At 57.5% G+C, this 16,684-nt stretch carries 13 protein-coding genes and 1 pseudogene; 3 read left to right on the top strand and 11 right to left on the bottom strand.

Annotation, left to right across the window (positions count from 1 at the left end; genetic code table 11):
- Positions 1 to 17 precede the first annotated feature (17 nt).
- The 7 genes from HB780_RS13015 to repA form a co-directional block, all read right to left on the bottom strand.
- The gene (locus HB780_RS13015) at positions 18 to 755 is read right to left on the bottom strand and encodes an ABC transporter ATP-binding protein (RefSeq protein ID WP_183688319.1); all 738 of its coding nucleotides are present in this window, start codon (positions 753 to 755) and stop codon (positions 18 to 20) included.
- Between the two features lie 4 nt (positions 756 to 759).
- On the bottom strand, positions 760 to 1,602 hold the full coding sequence (locus HB780_RS13010) for an ABC transporter permease (protein WP_183688317.1): 843 nt from the start codon (positions 1,600 to 1,602) through the stop codon (positions 760 to 762).
- A gap of 17 nt (positions 1,603 to 1,619) precedes the next feature.
- Entirely contained in the window at positions 1,620 to 2,588 is a 969-nt protein-coding gene (locus HB780_RS13005) for an aliphatic sulfonate ABC transporter substrate-binding protein (protein ID WP_183688315.1), read from the bottom strand.
- Between the two features lie 396 nt (positions 2,589 to 2,984).
- On the bottom strand, positions 2,985 to 3,137 hold the full coding sequence (locus tag HB780_RS13000; RefSeq protein ID WP_183688313.1) for a hypothetical protein: 153 nt from the start codon (positions 3,135 to 3,137) through the stop codon (positions 2,985 to 2,987).
- Positions 3,134 to 4,351, bottom strand: a complete 1,218-nt coding sequence (gene repC / locus HB780_RS12995) for a plasmid replication protein RepC (protein ID WP_435693863.1) — start codon at positions 4,349 to 4,351, stop codon at positions 3,134 to 3,136. Before repC ends, HB780_RS13000 begins: the two co-directional genes overlap by 4 nt.
- Before the next feature lie 171 nt (positions 4,352 to 4,522).
- Positions 4,523 to 5,545 carry a plasmid partitioning protein RepB gene (gene repB / locus HB780_RS12990; protein ID WP_183688309.1) on the bottom strand — a complete coding sequence of 341 codons (1,023 nt, stop codon included), beginning with the start codon at positions 5,543 to 5,545 and terminating at the stop codon, positions 4,523 to 4,525.
- The gene (gene repA / locus HB780_RS12985) at positions 5,542 to 6,717 is read right to left on the bottom strand and encodes a plasmid partitioning protein RepA (RefSeq protein WP_183688307.1); all 1,176 of its coding nucleotides are present in this window, start codon (positions 6,715 to 6,717) and stop codon (positions 5,542 to 5,544) included. Before repA ends, repB begins: the two co-directional genes overlap by 4 nt.
- 591 nt (positions 6,718 to 7,308) lie before the next feature.
- Here repA and HB780_RS12980 point away from each other — a divergent pair.
- Positions 7,309 to 8,348: pseudogene (locus HB780_RS12980) on the top strand (alpha/beta fold hydrolase); the annotation flags it as partial.
- An 898-nt stretch (positions 8,349 to 9,246) separates the two neighbouring features.
- Here HB780_RS12980 and HB780_RS12975 read toward each other — a convergent pair.
- The 4 genes from HB780_RS12975 to HB780_RS12960 all read right to left on the bottom strand — a co-directional run bounded on the left by HB780_RS12975 (position 9,247) and on the right by HB780_RS12960 (position 14,110).
- Complete coding sequence (locus tag HB780_RS12975) at positions 9,247 to 10,920, bottom strand: IS66 family transposase (RefSeq protein WP_183686308.1); 1,674 nt, start codon at positions 10,918 to 10,920, stop codon at positions 9,247 to 9,249.
- 230 nt (positions 10,921 to 11,150) lie between these two features.
- Positions 11,151 to 11,708 (bottom strand): RES domain-containing protein, encoded by a 558-nt coding sequence (locus HB780_RS12970; RefSeq protein WP_183688305.1) that lies wholly within the window; start codon positions 11,706 to 11,708, stop codon positions 11,151 to 11,153.
- A gap of 141 nt (positions 11,709 to 11,849) precedes the next feature.
- On the bottom strand, positions 11,850 to 13,121 hold the full coding sequence (locus tag HB780_RS12965) for a D-tagatose-bisphosphate aldolase, class II, non-catalytic subunit (RefSeq protein WP_183688303.1): 1,272 nt from the start codon (positions 13,119 to 13,121) through the stop codon (positions 11,850 to 11,852).
- 2 nt (positions 13,122 to 13,123) lie between these two features.
- The gene (locus tag HB780_RS12960; RefSeq protein WP_286202941.1) at positions 13,124 to 14,110 is read right to left on the bottom strand and encodes a tagatose kinase; all 987 of its coding nucleotides are present in this window, start codon (positions 14,108 to 14,110) and stop codon (positions 13,124 to 13,126) included.
- A 317-nt stretch (positions 14,111 to 14,427) separates the two neighbouring features.
- Between HB780_RS12960 and HB780_RS12955 the strand changes: the two genes are divergently transcribed.
- Together HB780_RS12955 and HB780_RS12950 are read left to right on the top strand one after the other, a co-directional pair.
- Positions 14,428 to 15,741, top strand: coding sequence for an ABC transporter substrate-binding protein (locus HB780_RS12955; protein WP_183688302.1), 1,314 nt, complete (start codon positions 14,428 to 14,430; stop codon positions 15,739 to 15,741).
- Between the two features lie 169 nt (positions 15,742 to 15,910).
- The gene (locus HB780_RS12950; protein WP_183688300.1) at positions 15,911 to 16,681 is read left to right on the top strand and encodes an L-iditol 2-dehydrogenase; all 771 of its coding nucleotides are present in this window, start codon (positions 15,911 to 15,913) and stop codon (positions 16,679 to 16,681) included.
- The last annotated feature ends 3 nt before the right edge of the window (positions 16,682 to 16,684 follow it).

The raw sequence follows: 16,684 nt of genomic DNA, 5'->3' as shown, positions 1-16,684 counted from the left end.
GTCAGTGAGGTAATGTCTTAAGACGGCTGCAGCGAAGCGTTCAGTGACAAAAGCAGCTGTCTCTTGGCAACCTCGAATGCCTCCGACGCGCGATCGCGTTTCCTTGGCAGGTCGATGTTGATCTCATCGAGAATACGCCCCGGCCGCGGCCGCATGACGATAATCCGGTCGGCAAGAACAAGCGACTCGTCGATGTCATGTGTTACGAGAATGAGCGTGGGGCGGGTCTCGGACCATATGTCGAGCAGGTGGTCCTGCAGGTCGGCGCGTGTGAAAGCGTCCAAAGCCGAGAAGGGCTCATCGAGAAGCAGTACCTCCGGCCGGGTAACCAGTGCGCGGGCGATCGCCACCCTCTGGGCTTGGCCGCCTGACAGTTCCTTTGGCCAGCGGTGACCGAGTTCGGCCAGACCGACTTTCTTCAATGCGGCCTCAACCCGATGACGACGATCATCGCCGTCGAGTTCGGCAAGTCCGAAGCCGACATTGTTGGCAACGCTCAGCCAGGGCAGAAGACGGGGCTCCTGGAAAATGAGATTGATTAGCGGATGCGGCTTGATGACCGGCTCGCCGTTCAGCTCGACCGTTCCGCGTGTGGGAGTTTCGAGACCGCTGATCAGCCGCAGCAGCGTACTCTTGCCGCAACCCGATCCGCCGATGACGGCAACGATCTCGCCTGGCTCCAGCTTGAGCGAGAAGCCTTCGAGCGCGCGCACGCCATTTCCATAGGTCTTTCCCAGATTTTGCAGCGTCAGCATCGGCTCACCCCTCCCGCCTGTAGCTGTCCTGCCAGGTCAGGAAAGGTGACGTCACCGCCAGCAGCAGACTGTCCGTCAACTTGCCGATGACCGCGAATGTTATGATAGCGGCCATGATCTGATCGGGTTTACCCATCTGCTGCCCATCGACGAGAAGATAGCCAAGCCCTTCCGAGGCGCCCATGAACTCCGCCGCGACAACGAACATCCAGCCGAGGCCGAGACCGGATCGCAAGGCGGTCACATAGGCGGGAAGCACGGCGGGCAGCATAACCCGCCGCACCAGAGCAAACCCGGATAGCCGGAAAATGCGCCCGACCTCGACAATCTTGCGGTCGACCGACAGGATGGCGCCCGATACGCCGAGATAGATCGGAAAGAAGACACCGACGGCAATCAGCGCCACTTTCGACGCTTCGAAAATCCCGAACCAGAGAATGAACAAGGGCACCCAGGCGATCGATGGAATGGAACGAAGTGCCTGGAGGGATGGATCGATCAGCCGGCGCGCAAGTCCGAAATATCCGGTCACGGCACCGGCAATGGTGGCCGTCACGGTGCCGATGATAAATCCGAAGAATACCCTGACAGTCGTAATGCCGATGTGGGTAAAGAGTTCGCCGGATTTCGAGAGCGCCCACAGGGTTGCCGCGACCCTTGACGGCGGCGGCATGAGACGACCGGAAAACCAGCCGGCCGAAACCGCGACTTCCCAGAACAGCAGCCCGAGGGCCGGCAGGATGACGGCCACCGTCACCTTACCACCTATTCTATAAAACGCGGACGCCGCGATTGAACGCGACGCCTTTGTCTCCGTGTCGATACCGGTCTCTGCCAGGTTCGCCATGACGATGCTTAGTGCCTTTACTGCGTTTTCCCGACGGCGAAGCGGTCGTCGATCAGCTCGTTCGTGACCTTCTGAATATCGACATCCGCAGCAAGAACACCGGCGCTCTGCAAGGCAAGGCCCGCTTTCGAGATCGTGTCGCGCTGCGGATCGCCGATCGTCGACTGGGAGATATCCGTGCGCTCGAGCTGCTTGGCGATCACCTCGTCCGGCAGTTTCGCCGCTTCGACCAGAGCCGCTTTCAACGCGGTGGGATTGGCGATCGCATCAGCCCGCGCCTGTTCATAGGCGGCGATGACGCGCTTGACGATGTCGGGATGTTCGGTGGCGAAGGTCTCGGTGGTGTTGAGCACGCCCCAGCTATTGTTTTCCGGCTTGCGATAAAACAGCTTCGCCTTGTCCTCCACTTCGGCGGCGGCCATCAGTGGATCAAGACCAGCCCATGCATCAACATCGCCGCGGAGAAGCGCGAGCTTGCCGTCGGCATGCTGTAACAGCACCAGTTTCACATCCGTCTGCTTCAGCCCGGCATCCGCCAGGGCACGAACGAGAAAGATGTGCGGATCGGTCCCACGGGTCACCGCGATCGTCTTGCCCTTGAGATCCTGAACGGTGGAAATCGGACTGTCCGCGCGGGTGACCAGGGCTGTCCATTCGGGGCGCGAGAAGACATAGATCGATTTGACCGGATTGCCGTTGACCCGTGCGATCAGCGCAGCAGCACCTGCCGTCGAACCAAAATCGATCGATCCGGCATTCAGGAATTCCAGCGCCTTGTTCGAGCCTGCGGACTGCACCCAACGGATGCTGATATTGTCCTTGGCGAATTCCTTTTCGAGAAGCCCTTCCTTTTTAAGAAGAAGCCCAACGGGGTTGTAGGTCGCCCAGTCGATCCTGATCTCGGAAAGATCAGCCGCTTGGGCCGATGCCAGCCCGAAACCGAAAGCCGCGACGACACCGATCACCGCCGAACGAAACACGCCCATATCCATCCCCTCTTCCCGGCCATCGCCGTCTATACGTTGGGATTACCCTACGGGCAGGAGAACCTGGGCGTGAAAGCCGTAATGTCTATTTCTATAGAATATATAGGAATATTTTTCTCAACGAAGTCCAGGTGATTGGCGGCGCCTCTATCGAATATTGCTAGCGTCTTGCATCTGAAGCTGAATTTGAGTAGATTTGGATTAGATATTTGCTCCTTTTTAGCTCTTGTTTTCGAAAATGATCAGCCACTAACTGCTTGAAGTTCCGCTATAAGTTTTCAGAGCGGAAGCAAAAGCGGCGCTAATTTCCACTATGGCTACGATTACAATGATGCCCCCATCCTCTTTGGCTGGCATCTAGCATCCATCGTGACAGTTTTTTGAGCCGGATCACGCTCATACTTCGATGAGATAAGCAGCCCCATATGCATGGATATCCTTGTTTCGACGAGCGCCGGATAGCCTTCGTTGATATGAAACTTGGGAGGTGAATGAAAGGCGCCAGATTGGCTTCACCGCAGCACTAATCCCTTCGACGATGATGATCATGATGCCTTCCTTGTCTCGCTGTCACGCCCTCTTATCTGGGCCATCAGCATGGGACCGAGCGAGAACTGACCGCGTCGGGCCCGTGTGGTGAGATTGCGCAGATAACCGCCAGCTGAGTTGATATGTTCCGCTTTCTCGAGAAGGCAGGCCATGATGGTGGCTGTATTCTCCGCTCCCATGGTGTCACAAGCATCCTGATAGGCGCTGGCTGTAACGCCGAGCATGGTTCGAACCACGACAGATGCCGTCATCAGCTCTCGCCAGCTGGCAATCCTTCCGGAAGGGCCGTAATTGGCGATCTGTGGGCAGGCTTGCAGCACCGTTGCCAAAGGGTAGGCCTGTGTTGGCTGTTGCAAGGGCTTGATGGTTTGCTCGGTTTGCTGATTTGGTTTCGCGGTGGGGGTGCTGTGATCGGATGGTTCAGATTCTATTTGGGATTCGGTATTTGAATTCTGTATATGCCGCTCATTTTGAACGTCATTGGCAACTGATTTTTCGGAAATCATCTGTGTTTCCAGAAGGTTGATGATTTCCTGGCGCAGCATTTCCATTTCTTCGGCGATCGGGGCTATGTCACGTACCGTCGCCGTGCGTGGCAAGGTGCTGATCAAGCTCAGATAATGCGTCTCGATCATTTGCCAGTCACCGGCAGCACCCTCCTCGATCGCAGCGCTAATCAGCTTGCGAACATCACGGCGGCAGATTGTAAGCCGCTCCTTGGTCTGTCGCAGATGTTTTCGCTCGGCGGCTATCTGCTGAGCCAGATCCGCAAGCTCCTCGGAACGGGCAAGCAAAGGGGCCAGATTGAAGCCATAGGCGTCCTCGACAGCCCCTGCCCCGTCCTTACGGGCGAAGCGCTTGCCGTTCGGGCTATCCTTACGAAGGATCAGGCCGGCCTCGACCAACGCAGCCAGATGCCGTCGCAGTGTCGTTCCGGTAATGCCATGGGCCCGTACGGTGAGCTGATTGTTGGACGGAAAGACCACCAGGCCGGTGTCTTCGCTGAGTTCCTTCTCGGGATAGAAGCTCAGAAGAGCATTCAGAACCGCCAGCGCGCGATCTGAAATGTTCAGCAAGGGTCTTGCTTCGCAGACATCGCGAAACACCCGCCACTTATCGACAGTTTTGCCTTGTCTGATGGCAGTTGCCTTGATCTGATTTCTCATCAAGGCGAGCGACATCGACCGCCGCCCGAAGGGCGTCGTGATATGCATCTCCATTTCCTTCACCTTTCACCAGGCAAAAGAAAGCCGCTCACCAAAAACGGTGCCAAAGACTCTTGACTATGATTCGCGGAAATGTGATTCTCGTATTGCTACATACTGAGAAGGGCTTCCGCTACGGCAACGTTCGGGGGCCTTTTTCTTTTGCTATTCAGTCTCCTGTTACGGCTTGGTCTTGTTCTGCGCGGGCTGTTGAGATTGATCGAGATATTCCTCGTGCAATCCCTCCATTCGACGCAGCAGATAATTCACGAAATCGTCTGGGACGGCTTTCGTGAAGGTAAGCTTGGTTCCCGCCTTGGCGTAGTTCACGAGAGCAAGGGTCATTCCTTTGGAAACGACCTCCTGAGTGCGATCCGCAGGGGCTGTGGGGGCGTTCTCGGCCTTGGAAACGGCATTCAACACCGCCACGAACCGGTCATCGCTGGACAGCGACTGAACGGTTAGTTCTTCCAGAACCCGGTCTACAACGGTTTGGGCCTTGGCATTGGCGCTCCAGCGTTCAGCCAGTTGCGCCCAACGCCGGCGGCCGGTTTCCGGAGCTGCACCGATGCGCGTCAGAACTTCCTTCGGGAAGACTTTGGCGATCTGCAGCATTTCGGAAACATGCGACTTGCCGGTTGCCAGCGAAGAGCAAATCACCTCACGTTTGAAGCCTGCCTCTTCCTGGCTGAAGGCAAAGACGCATTTTTCAATGAAGGACAGGTCGTCTCGATTGGCGTTTTCCTCGCCCTGAATGACGATTGCCTGTTCGTCGGTGAGATCGCGGACGATGGCACGGAACTTGATGCCCAGAAGCTTTGCAGCAGCAAGACGGCGACGCCCGAAGACGATCTGAAACCTGCTACCCTCGCCCGGCATCGGCCGAACGAGACCCGGTGTCGTTTGTCCATGCTCACGCATGGACTGAACGAGATCCTGAAGTCTGTCGGCATCATAGGCACCGTCAAATCGATCCCGAATGGATGACGGCAAAACTGCGTCCACATCGAGCTGGATGATGTGATCGGCACCCTGCAGCAGCTTATCGGCAAGTTCGCCGCGCTCCTGCAGCTGCCGAACGCCGGCAGCGACTTTCAGGAGATGCGGTGACGTTGATGTCGTTGGCGTCGGCAAGGAGGCTGTATCCTGGCCGAGACCGACCAGGACATTGGCAAACATGCCTTTCGAATCTTTCCTGCTCATTCGCGTCCCCATGCTCTCCAAAGAAGCTCTTCGATTTCAGCATTAGCTGCGTTGATCGATTCAATCGCCCTGTCATAGGTTTTCGGAGCGGAGAATCTTGACCGCTGTACCTCGTAAAGGCTCTGTTTCCAGGTCAGGGCATCGGCAACGGCGGTCGATTTGATCACCGAGTTAAGCAACAGGTCTTCGCCGAAAACCTGCCGCATCAGTGCCGTCATATTGGCTTGCGGGTGATCATTCGGCTCGAACTTGGTGATCAGGAACTTGGCGAAATCCCACTGGGCGGATGTGCCGACCTGTTCGAGGATCTGCATGTAGGATCCGGCGAGTTCGAGAAACTTCGCCGTGGAATCCACATCGAGCATATGTGCTGGAACGGGTATCAGGACGCCTGTCGCCGCGGTCAGGGACGACAGGGTGAGGAAGTTCAGCGACGGCGCTGAATCCATCAGAATGATGTCGTAGCGATCGGCGACCTGCTCCAAAGCTTGCGATACGCGCAAGAGGAAGCCGGTGCCGCCGGATTTACGCATTTCCAGCGCAACGGCGGTTTCGAATTCCGTCAATTCCAGTCCGGCGCAGATGACGTCGAAGCCGGCGATATGGGTCTGGTGAATAACCTGCTCGGTGGGGAGCGGATCTTCGAAGCGGATAGCGGAATAAAGCGTATCGCCATCGCGGTAGTCGAAGTCAGGCAGGCTGCCGTGGAGAGTGGTCAACGATGCCTGTGGATCGAGATCAACTGCCAGCACGCGATAGCCTCTCAAGGCCAGATAGTGGCCAAGATGGATAGTGGTGGAGGTCTTGCTCGAGCCGCCCTTGAAATTGGTAATGGCCAGGATCTGGCATTGCTCCTCGCCTACCCTGCGTGGGTTCATCCACTTCTTGCGGCCATTCTGTGCCAGATGCATGCGCAATTCGAGGATCTGTTCGAGCGAATAGAGCCGCCGTCCATTGGCGACTTCCGGCGTCGGCCCTTGCTCCTTCAGCGAAACCTGCCTGATATAGGCCTCGGTCACGTTTAGCAGCGTGGCAACTTCGGAAGAGCTGAATTTGCGCATCGTGCGACGGGCATGCGGAGGAAATTGCGCTAGGCTGAGATTGCCCAATGCGCTATCGAGCTTCGCCGAGAAGGTCTGCATGAAGGCGAGGCTGCTCAGATGTCGGGTCATGGTTTTCTCCCATTTTTGGCCACGTTACTAAGCGCCTTTTTGGTTGGGTTTTTATGACTGGTTTCTTTACTTACGCAGATTGGCGGTACTACCGGCATTTTGCGTAGTTAAGAAGTACTCCGATTCTATGATTCGTGGCAACCAGGCCTAAAACAGCGTTCCCCGCGAGGAACTTTCGGTCCGGTGCTGACGATTGTGTGTCATCGAAAGCGAGTTCCCGCGGGGAACGCCGGCCGCAATCTGCATCTTCGGCAGTCGAAGCGCAGGTGGGGCCTGTGATGTCTATATTCTTTTATACCAGGCGACGCTCGTCAGATAGGTGGTCGCTGCGAATTGGCTTTGCGAGGCGACGTCTTGGTCCACGAGGCCCGATTTGCCGATGTCGGATGATGCTCCGTCTTCCTCCGATTGTCACTGACTTCGATTGGTCATGGTCGGTGTGGCGGGGTAGATCTTCGGCTCACGGAACGTAGTTAAAAGGCCGGTCGCACTCTATTATATCTCTGCGCCTGAGATCTTTGTTTGCATCTAAAGCCGTCCGGCCGGGACGTATGGCGAAAGCATGGGAAAGTCTTTCTGCTGGGCAGCGTCATGCTTGTTGCAGAAAGATCAGCGTCCGAAGACATGAATAACCCTCGCCGCCACTTCTTTGATATTGCCGCTGCGGTTCTCGCCGCCAGTCAACTCGCTTTGCCCGGCGCTGCCCTGGCTCAATCCAGTGAGACAAATCCGGCGGTCAAATCCGGAGACGGCGCGTTACTAGCTTCCCGGAAGCAGATTGATACCGGCGTGCTGACTGTCGGATATGCAGAGGCAGGTCCAGCTGATGGTGCTCCAGTCGTTCTGTTGCACGGCTGGCCTTATGACATCCATAGCTTCGTCGATGTTGTCCCGTTGCTTGCATCACGAGGCTGCCGCGTGATCGTTCCCTATCTGCGCGGCTATGGGCCGACGCATTTTCTTTCCAGCGAGACTGCGCGCAACGGCCAGCAGTCGGTCGTGGCCGTCGATGTCCTCGCCTTGATGGACGCGCTGAAAATTCCGAAGGCGATCCTCGGCGGTTTGAACGGGGCGCACGCACGGCCAATATCCTGGCGGCGCTCTGGCCCGAACATTGCAAGGCGCTGGTCTCCGTCAGTGGCTACCTGATCGGCAGTCAGGAGGCTATTGCCGCTCAATGCCGAACTTCAATGGTGGTGCCAGTATTATGTCGCCACCGAACGCGGGCAGGAGGGCTACGATAAATGCCGACGCGATTTTGCCAGGTTGATCTCGCAGAACGGCTCTCCGAAGCGGGACCTCGATGATGCACAGCTCGACCGCATCGCCGCGGTGTTCAACAACCTGGATCACGTCGCATCGTCATCGATAATTACCATCGGCGGCTGGGGTTGGTGAAAGGCGAGCCGCAATATGATGATCTGGAGAAACGTCTGGCAATGGCGCTGGTGATCAGCGTGCCGACGTTCACTCTGGAAGGTGACGCCAGCGGCGCGCCGCAACTCGATCCCGCATCATGCCGTAACAAGCTCTCCGGCAAGTATGCGCACCGGACCATCGAAGGCGGCATCGGCCATAACCTGCCGCAGGAAGCGCCGCAGGCATTCGCGCGGGCGATCGTCGATGCCGATTGTGAGTTCTCAAACCGATTGATGGACGATGGTAAGGAATGCTTGGCCCCGTCCGTCTTGATTGGAGCGGCAGCACGGCGATGATGTAACTTCGCGTCAATGTGCGCATTGTCTGTTTGGCGCGACGCGCGCAGTTGGTATTCGCTGGCGGGATCCATTGGACGCGACGCGTTACCTGTATGCGATCTTGGTGTTGCTATCCAATTCCAGACAGAGAAGGGGAGGTGACGGTCGCCCACTCCGATCGGATGCGAGTCATGCCAGAGCCGTGTCGGATCTCGGAGTGTCCGGTCCGGCTAGCATCTAATGTTGCTTATCCAAAAGCGGTGCGAGAACGGTTCTGTCCGTGACGACATGACTGGCAAGCTTAACGTCTACCAACGGGGCTTTATTGGAAACGGGGTTGCTGGATCTAGGCAGGCGATGGTCAATAGGGCGGGTGATATCATCGCCCGCAGATCTGGCGGTCATCACCTACATCCCGTTTTGGGTCTTGCGCCGAGGGCAGATCTGGATGGTTGGAGGCCAGGAGCGACGGCAGGATGCTTGGCGCCGAGGCACCACGCCGATCGACGGCAATCTCCGACTATGATCGCCTAGGCATGCCTCTACCAGCTCGCTTGCGAGGTTGGACTGGTCGAAGAGTGAGGCGGCACGATCTGCTCCCCCCTTCGGCCTCAAGGTCTCTACATGACGTTTGGACGGAGAGAAGCAATAGCGGAAGAAAATAGGCTTTAAGCTTCCGTTTTCCATCGTGATGTAAGTAACCGCACGGACTTCGCCAAAACCAGACGGAGGTTCTCAGGTGGCAAATGGGGTAAGTGGGGCACATTCGGTGGCGTTGCCGGTTTGACAGGCAAAAGCGTTGAATGCTGGTGAGCCCTGGCGGTTACAGCATTCAAGCCCGAGCGAGGATGGTGGCCGAGAGAGGCGGGATGGGACGATCTCCATTACCCAGGCCAAGCCGGTCTCCCAGATAGCGGTAGAAAGAAAGCCCGAGCTTCTGGCAGGTCTTCATCAGACCGAGCATGATGTCTCGCGCGACCCGGCCGTCGCGGCTCATCGTACCGCCGGAGATTTTTCGTTTCGTGACGAAAGTCCGCAGGTCATTTTCCGATGCGTTGGTGTGCAGCGGGATGCCGGGATGCTCGAGCACCTTCAGCAACTCGTTCTTCCTTCGATGCAGCCGCTCAAGCAGCTTGTCGAGTGCCTCATAACCGGTGCGCAAGGCGAAGATCCGGTCGAACCGTCGTCGGAAGGCAGGGGCAGCCTGCGGTGAAGGTTTCTGCTTGTAAGCTTTTAGCATCTTGTAGAAACGCCAGACCAGATCGCGAACCATCGTGAGCCGCCGCTCTTCCTTGGCGGTGGCCGGCATGAGCTTTTGCAGAAGGCGTTCTGCATGGACCCAACACAGCGCGTGATTGCCGACGCGGAACTGGCCGGCGTCGTCGGACACGATCACCATGTTGCCCATCAGACCGTGGTGACGGATGGCGCCCCAAAGGCCGGCTTCAGCGAGTGTGCCAATGTCCTGCCGATCGAAGATATCGACGCCCTTTTCGGCCAGATGCGTCATGAACGGCACCTGGTTGCAGAAGCGCTGCGGTTCAAACGTCCTAAGTCCGGCGACCATGACTGGATCGCCACGGCGCTCTTGCAGATAATCGAATGCGGCATCGTTGAGCACATAATCCTGGTAATTGCCGCGCAGCAGCGACAGGAAATTCAGCCGAGACTTCGATTTTGTCGTTCGGAAGACGGTAAAATTCGGGCCGCCGATATGTGTGGTGTAATAGTTATTATGGGAATGCCGCGCGCCAGTGTCGTCGACCGTCACATAAGGCGACGATACAAGACCAGCATGCAGCACCGCCGCATCCTCGGCAACAAAGCCATCCAGTTGCCTGGTCACAAGCCGCACGATCTGACGCTTGGAGATGTCGAGACCGATATCGTTCAGCAATGTCGTCAGCCGTCCGGTCGTCACCTGCCCTTGTGCATGAAGCATCAGGCAAAGCCGCCTGAGGTTGGCGCCATAGCCACCCGTAATCCCCGCTGGCAAGGCTGCCAGCACCGTCTTTCCATTCGGGGTCACCCAGCATTCGCGACGGTAATGCACGAGCTCCGCCTTGAGCACCAGGTCGCGAACGTAGACGCTTCTGTATCCCTTGAAGCGCGATCCATCAGGAGCATCGACGCGCAGGATCTCCTGCCGGCTCACCCGCTTCACATCCAGCTTCGGGCCGCGTGGCTTCTTCTTGCTCGCCGGCTTACTGACGAGTGCAACGTCCGTTGCCTTGTCCATTCCGGATGAGCGAAACGGCGGCCGCGGCGGCAGGTTCTTCAGTCGGGCGATCTCGTCGCGCAGCAGCTGGTTGTCGAGTTTCAGGCGGGTGTTCTCGAGCCGAAGGGCGGCGTTTTCCTCGCGCAGTTGGATGTTGTCGGCCTCGAGCTTCGCGAGCCGGGCTTCCGCCTGCTGCGACCGCTCCAACAGACCGGACACAAGACTGCGCAACGCATTCAGTGAAAGCGTGTCGGCATGCTCGGGGGAGGGGAGCCGTCTCTTTGCCATCCCTGGACCGAATCATGATTTGCCTCGTCTTAGGAATCCCTGCGCCGACCAACAGGATTCAACGCGCATGGTTATGCACACTTTCTATGCGGCGACGCTGAAACCCTGCCACCGATTTTGCCCCACGTACGCAAATGGGGGTAAGCAGGACAGATCCGGTGGCGCGGACGGTAGTGGTGAGCCGGTGGCAGCGAAGTGGTGATGTTCCGGATTGGCGTGCGAATTCGCGACTATAGCCCCCACTTCGGGCCGTCTTCCGACAGCGTAATTTCCAAGGGGTCACCGCATACTTGAACCGAGGGGCCGCCGAGGTCGTTCCAACGGAACAAGTTCAGATGCCAGCCGCCGGGGATCAGCCTTGATCGGTCAATGATGCCATCCGCACCCGCTGCTCTGGCTGCATCGACAGTGCGCCATGACGGGGGCTCCTGGCCAGCAGCCAGAGCGGAGCGCCAGGATAGATTGGATGCCTCGCGATCGATGCCGAGCCGTTCACATGCCTGCTGGTCATGCTGGTCTACCACATGTGCTTCATCGACCAGAAGCGGCACGACGACACGCCGCTTTCCATCCTCGCGCATGTAGCCTGAAATCGCCATGATCGCCCAATCGGGTGAGGCGCTCATGTAGAGTGTTGGCTGGCCGAGCCGGTGGTAGCGACCGGCGCTCGACGGGCCTGGGGGATGGAGCACATGATCGAGACGTTCGACAAGCACACAACGGAAAAATTGCCCGCTGACCTTACGAAAGATATTTGACAACCCATTTGCCGACGACTGTGCTGCCATAAGGTCCTACATAGTGGCGAGACGCGCTGTGAAATAAGATTTCAGGCTATGGGCAGTTTGTGACAGAGGTGCGTCAGTTGCTGCAATTAAGGGGCAGACCATCATGTGGTCACGTCAGAATGGGCTGACATCAACTCCGGATCAGTTTTGACGGCATGCGATATTATACTTTTTCAAAACGTCATCGACAGCATTGATGGCGATTTCCGCCATAGAAATCGGCCCGGTATACCGTTCTTCAAGCCGCGGCAAAAACTGGCGCAGCAATGTCTTTGGAATAGGCAGGCCGCTGAGGGTCTCCTCCAAATGGTTCACGGCAGCCAGAGCATCGGGTCTTCCCCAGTAATATCTTATGCGATCGCTGTAGCTGTAGTGCCGTTGTAGGCGTAGGGCATCCTCGCTGCCATGGTAGTGGCCGAGCCAGTCGGAAGGATCGGCGAGCATGATCTTTTCCATCGCCACGGCAAGCGAGCGGTAGCCGTAGTCTTTGCTAAGCTCGGAGGCGATGAGATCGAGACCGTAGAGGGCTTCCCGAAGCGCGAATGTGAGCTCCGGCCCGACCTTCAGGATCGGGAAGCCGTCACGGACAAGCGAGGAAAGGGCGCCGACAGTTTGATAATCGGTGGAGTGCGCTTCGAACACGAATTGCGGCTCCTGATCCAGCAGCGCGGTCAGCTCGTCCACCTTTTCCGGCCTAAAGGGGATGACATTTTCGCTGCCGAATTCGACACCCGGCTGAACGACGAACGCGATCGTGCGCGAAAAGGCATCTTCCAATCCTTCGCGGATGAAGACGTCACGGTGAATGTCGATCGTCGCGCGGGCGGCCTTCGCCGACGTTGGCTCGACCTCGTCCAGAACGTGGTCGGCACCGCCTGGAACGGGAACTTCCGTTCCCAGGATGTAAAGCGGCATTGCCCCGCCAATTTCGCGCGCAGTCTCCTCGGCGACTTTGGCAAGACGCGCGGCCCGGACAGCGATCAGCTCATCGTCCAGGGCGGCCGGTTCGCTGGCGCAACCCATCGAGGCATCCAGATGAATCTTGGTGAAGCCAGCTTTGACATAAGCGGCAACCATCGCTTCCGCCTTCGGCATCGCCGTGGCCGCATCTTCCTTCCGCCATGGATTTGGACCGAGATGATCGCCGCCGAAGATAATCCGCGACTTGTCCAAACCTTCTTCGGACGCGATATTGCCAACAAGCCGGACAAAAGCTTGCGGCGTCATGCCGGTATAGCCGCCGAGATGGTTCACCTGATTGCAGGTTGCTTCTATGAGCACTTCGCCGCCGTCACGCACGGCGCGGCGTAGTGCTGCGCGCAGCACCAGCGGATGAGCCGAACAGACGGATGTTATTCCAAATGGTTTACCGTTGCGCCTTGCCGGAGCAAGCTCTCTCAGTCTCTCATTCATGATTATCTCCGGGGTGTTGCCGCGATGAAGGCCGCGAGCTCGGACGGGGTCGAGAGCCCTTCCATCGGCCCTTGTCGTGTGACGTTGCGAGCACCGGCGGCGCTGGCTCTGAGAAGAGATTCCTCCGGCGAAAGACCGAAGCGCCTGGAGGTGAGATAGGCCGCACCGAAGCAGTCTCCCGCCCCGGTCGGATCGACTTCCTCGACGACAAACGCCTTGCAGTCGATCCGCGTATCATCGCGACCAAAAAATGAAGCGCCGTCCCTTCCGCGTTTCAATACGACTTCGCTGACGCCCATATCCAAAAGGCTTGCCACGGCGGATGGCTCGTCACTCTGACCCGCTGCCGCGAAGAGCTCTTCTCCCGATGGCAGCACGAGGTCCGCAACCTTGAGGACGGAACTGAAGTGTTGGGAAATATTGCCGCTGTCGAGAAGCTCCTTGCGGACATTCGGATCAAGCGAGACCGAGCCGCCTCGGGATCGCACGGCATGGATCGCCGCTTCGATAACATCGGCGGCTCCCGGAATGACGAAGGCCGAGCCCATCACATGGATATGTCCGGCAGCCTTGATCAGATCTTCGACCGCCGGCGTCATCTCGATGCGTCCGGCCGCGGAATGCTTGATATTGAACACGAAGTCCCGACCGCCGTCCGCTCTGTAACGGACAAAAGCGCTTCCGGTGGGCAAGTCGCCTGAAACGGAAACCGCCGATACGTCGACACCGTCGCGCCGAAGCCGATCAAGATTGAGCTGTCCGAAGTCGTCGTTTCCAACGCTCGCCACAATGCCGGCCTTTCCACCCAGGCGCGCGACCTGGTCGATAAATATCGCCGGTGCACCGCTGGGATAAGGACCGGTCAAAGGCTGCGCCTCCAGAAATCCCGAGCCGATCGTGGTGGCCATGATTTCAACCAGAATTTCGCCAACCGTGATCGTCGGACCCAGCGCCTCCGGCGCTATCCCGCGTCTTTCATTTGCGGCCAATCGAGATCTCCGTCTTCCCAAACATTGCGCTCACGCCATGGTGTTCTGGCAATCAGCTAATTTGCGATGATGATCATGTCAACATAAACTTTACGCGCGATAACTTAACATTCACAATAGATCCATTTCTGCGATTTTAACGCCTCCGAAGCGAGCCAAAAATATTATGACGGCTTTTCAAATGATTATGTGATTCCGCCGCTATTACGATGCTCTCCTGAGATCAAAGAGCTTGACAGTGCGGCCAAAAGCGTCGGATTTAAAGTTTACGCATGTAATCTTATGCGTATACATCCGTTAAGGAGGAGGACGGAATTATGAGGAAAATTCTGTACGCACTTTCGTCATCAGTGATTGGCTTCGGGCTTGCCGCAGGTTTGGCACAGGCCGAGCAGCTAACGATTGCCACCGTCAACAACGGTGACATGATCATCATGCAAAAGCTTTCTCCCGAATGGGAAAAGGAAACCGGTAACAAGCTGAATTGGGTGGTGCTGGAAGAAAACGTCCTGCGCCAGAAAGTCACCACCGATATCGCGACGAAAGGTGGCCAGTATGACATCCTGACGATTGGCGGCTACGAGACGCCAATCTGGGGAAAGCTCGGATGGCTGCGGCCGCTTGACGATCTCGGCGCCGACTACGATTACGGCGATCTGCTGGCCCCGATCAAAAGTGGCCTCACCGTTGATGGCAAGCTCTACGCCGTGCCGTTTTATACCGAGAGTTCCTTCACACTTTACCGCAAGGATCTCTTCGACGCCGCGGGCATCAAGATGCCGGACCAGCCGACTTACGATCAGATCAAGGAGTTTGCCGCCAAGCTCACCGACAAGTCGAAGCAGCAATACGGCATCTGCCTGCGTGGCAAGCCAGGCTGGGGCGAGAACATGGCGTTCCTCGGGACGATGATCAACACCTATGGCGGCCGCTGGTTCGATATGAACTGGAAGCCGCAGATCAATTCGGCGCCCTGGAAGAAGGCGATTACCGACTATGTCGATCTGATGAAGAATTACGGACCGCCTGGCGCAACGGCGAATGGCTTTAACGAAAACCAGGCGCTGTTTTCGACCGGACACTGCGCCATGTGGATCGATGCGACATCGGCAGCTGGCCGTGTCTACGATCCCAAGCAGAGCCAGGTGGCCGACAAGACGGCATTTGCTCGTGCCCCTGTTGCCGTTACGCCGAGTGGTTCAAGCTGGTCGTGGTCCTGGAACCTTGCAATCCCCACCTCGTCGAAGAAGACGGACGCTGCCAAGTCGTTCATCAAATGGGCGACTTCAAAGCAATACGTCAAACTGGTTGGGGAAAAGGAAGGTTGGGTTGCGGTACCTCCGGGCACGCGCAAATCGACCTATGATCTTGCCGAATACCAGAAGGAGGCACCTTTTGCGGCCACGGTCCTGAAGGCTATCCTTTCGGCTGATCCATCGAAGCCGACCAAGGATCCGGTGCCTTATACCGGCGTTCAGTTTGTTGCCATCCCCGAATTCCAGGGCATCGGAACGATCGTGGGTCAGCAGATTGCCGCAGCCTTGGCCGGTCAGCAAAGCGTCGATGCGGTGCTCGATACGGCCCAGAAGCAGGTCGAGCGTGAGATGAAGAAGGCCGGCTACCCGAAGTAAGCCTTTCACACGCGCGGCCTCTCGCTGCGCGTTCCTCCCGGAGGGATCTCGGCAGCTTCGGCTGCCGAGATCTTCTCAGCGACGACGTTCACATTCATTCCAGCACGCTCCTCGCCAAGAACTGACACATTAGCTGCTGTTTATCGCTGACTGCGAATTGGAGAACGATATGAGACTGAAAGACAAAGTTGCCCTCATCACTGGTGGCGCGCGCGGAATTGGGCTGGGCTTTGCCGAGGCCTTCGTCAAGGAAGGCGCCAAAGTCGTCATCGCGGACATCGATATTGAGCGTGCTACGAAGGCTGCCGAAGCAATTGGTCCGGCGGTCAAGGCCGTCAAGCTCGACGTGACCGATCTTGGAGCCATCGATGCTGTCGTCAAGACAATCGATACCGAGTTTGGCGGCATCGACATTTTGGTCAACAATGCCGCAATCTTCGACATGGCGCCCATCAACGAAATCACCGAGGCGAGCTATGAGAAAGTCTTCGCCATCAACCTGAAGGGCCCTCTCTTCATGATGAAGGCGGTGTCCAATGTGATGATCGCGCGGGGCAGGGGCGGCAAGATCATCAACATGGCCAGCCAAGCCGGCCGTCGCGGCGAAGCGCTGGTTCTGCTCTATTGCGCCTCGAAGGCCGCGATCATTTCGGCGACGCAGTCGGCCGCGCGGGGACTTGTCAAATACGGCATCAACGTCAACGCCATAGCGCCCGGTGTGGTGGATGGCGAGCATTGGGATATCGTCGATGCTCACTTCGCCAAGTGGGAAGGCTTGAAGCCCGGCGAGAAAAAGGCCGCTGTTGCCCAATCCGTTCCGATCGGCCGTTTCGCAACGCCTGATGATATCAAGGGGCTTGCCGTGTTCCTTGCCTCGTCAGACAGCGACTACATCCTCGCACAGACCTACAATGTCGATGGCGGCAACTGGATGAGTTGAGCC

Origin of the sequence: Rhizobium lusitanum, assembly GCF_014189535.1 — a bacterium.
GTDB lineage: Bacteria > Pseudomonadota > Alphaproteobacteria > Rhizobiales > Rhizobiaceae > Rhizobium > Rhizobium lusitanum_C.
Note: the sequence above shows the minus strand (reverse complement) of the source record. Positions and strands in the feature narration are given on the sequence as shown.

Coding starts and splice junctions, on each gene's coding strand:
- HB780_RS13005 (WP_183688315.1), bottom strand. CDS start 2,588: ATGGGCGTGTTTCGTTCGGCGGTGATCGGTGTCGTCGCGGCTTTCGGT.
- HB780_RS13015 (WP_183688319.1), bottom strand. CDS start 755: ATGCTGACGCTGCAAAATCTGGGAAAGACCTATGGAAATGGCGTGCGC.
- repB (WP_183688309.1), bottom strand. CDS start 5,545: ATGAGCAGGAAAGATTCGAAAGGCATGTTTGCCAATGTCCTGGTCGGT.
- HB780_RS12970 (WP_183688305.1), bottom strand. CDS start 11,708: ATGGCAGCACAGTCGTCGGCAAATGGGTTGTCAAATATCTTTCGTAAG.
- HB780_RS12975 (WP_183686308.1), bottom strand. CDS start 10,920: ATGGCAAAGAGACGGCTCCCCTCCCCCGAGCATGCCGACACGCTTTCA.
- repA (WP_183688307.1), bottom strand. CDS start 6,717: ATGACCCGACATCTGAGCAGCCTCGCCTTCATGCAGACCTTCTCGGCG.
- HB780_RS12955 (WP_183688302.1), top strand. CDS start 14,428: ATGAGGAAAATTCTGTACGCACTTTCGTCATCAGTGATTGGCTTCGGG.
- HB780_RS13010 (WP_183688317.1), bottom strand. CDS start 1,602: ATGGCGAACCTGGCAGAGACCGGTATCGACACGGAGACAAAGGCGTCG.
- HB780_RS12950 (WP_183688300.1), top strand. CDS start 15,911: ATGAGACTGAAAGACAAAGTTGCCCTCATCACTGGTGGCGCGCGCGGA.
- HB780_RS13000 (WP_183688313.1), bottom strand. CDS start 3,137: ATGATCATCATCGTCGAAGGGATTAGTGCTGCGGTGAAGCCAATCTGG.
- HB780_RS12965 (WP_183688303.1), bottom strand. CDS start 13,121: ATGAATGAGAGACTGAGAGAGCTTGCTCCGGCAAGGCGCAACGGTAAA.
- repC (WP_435693863.1), bottom strand. CDS start 4,351: ATGCATATCACGACGCCCTTCGGGCGGCGGTCGATGTCGCTCGCCTTG.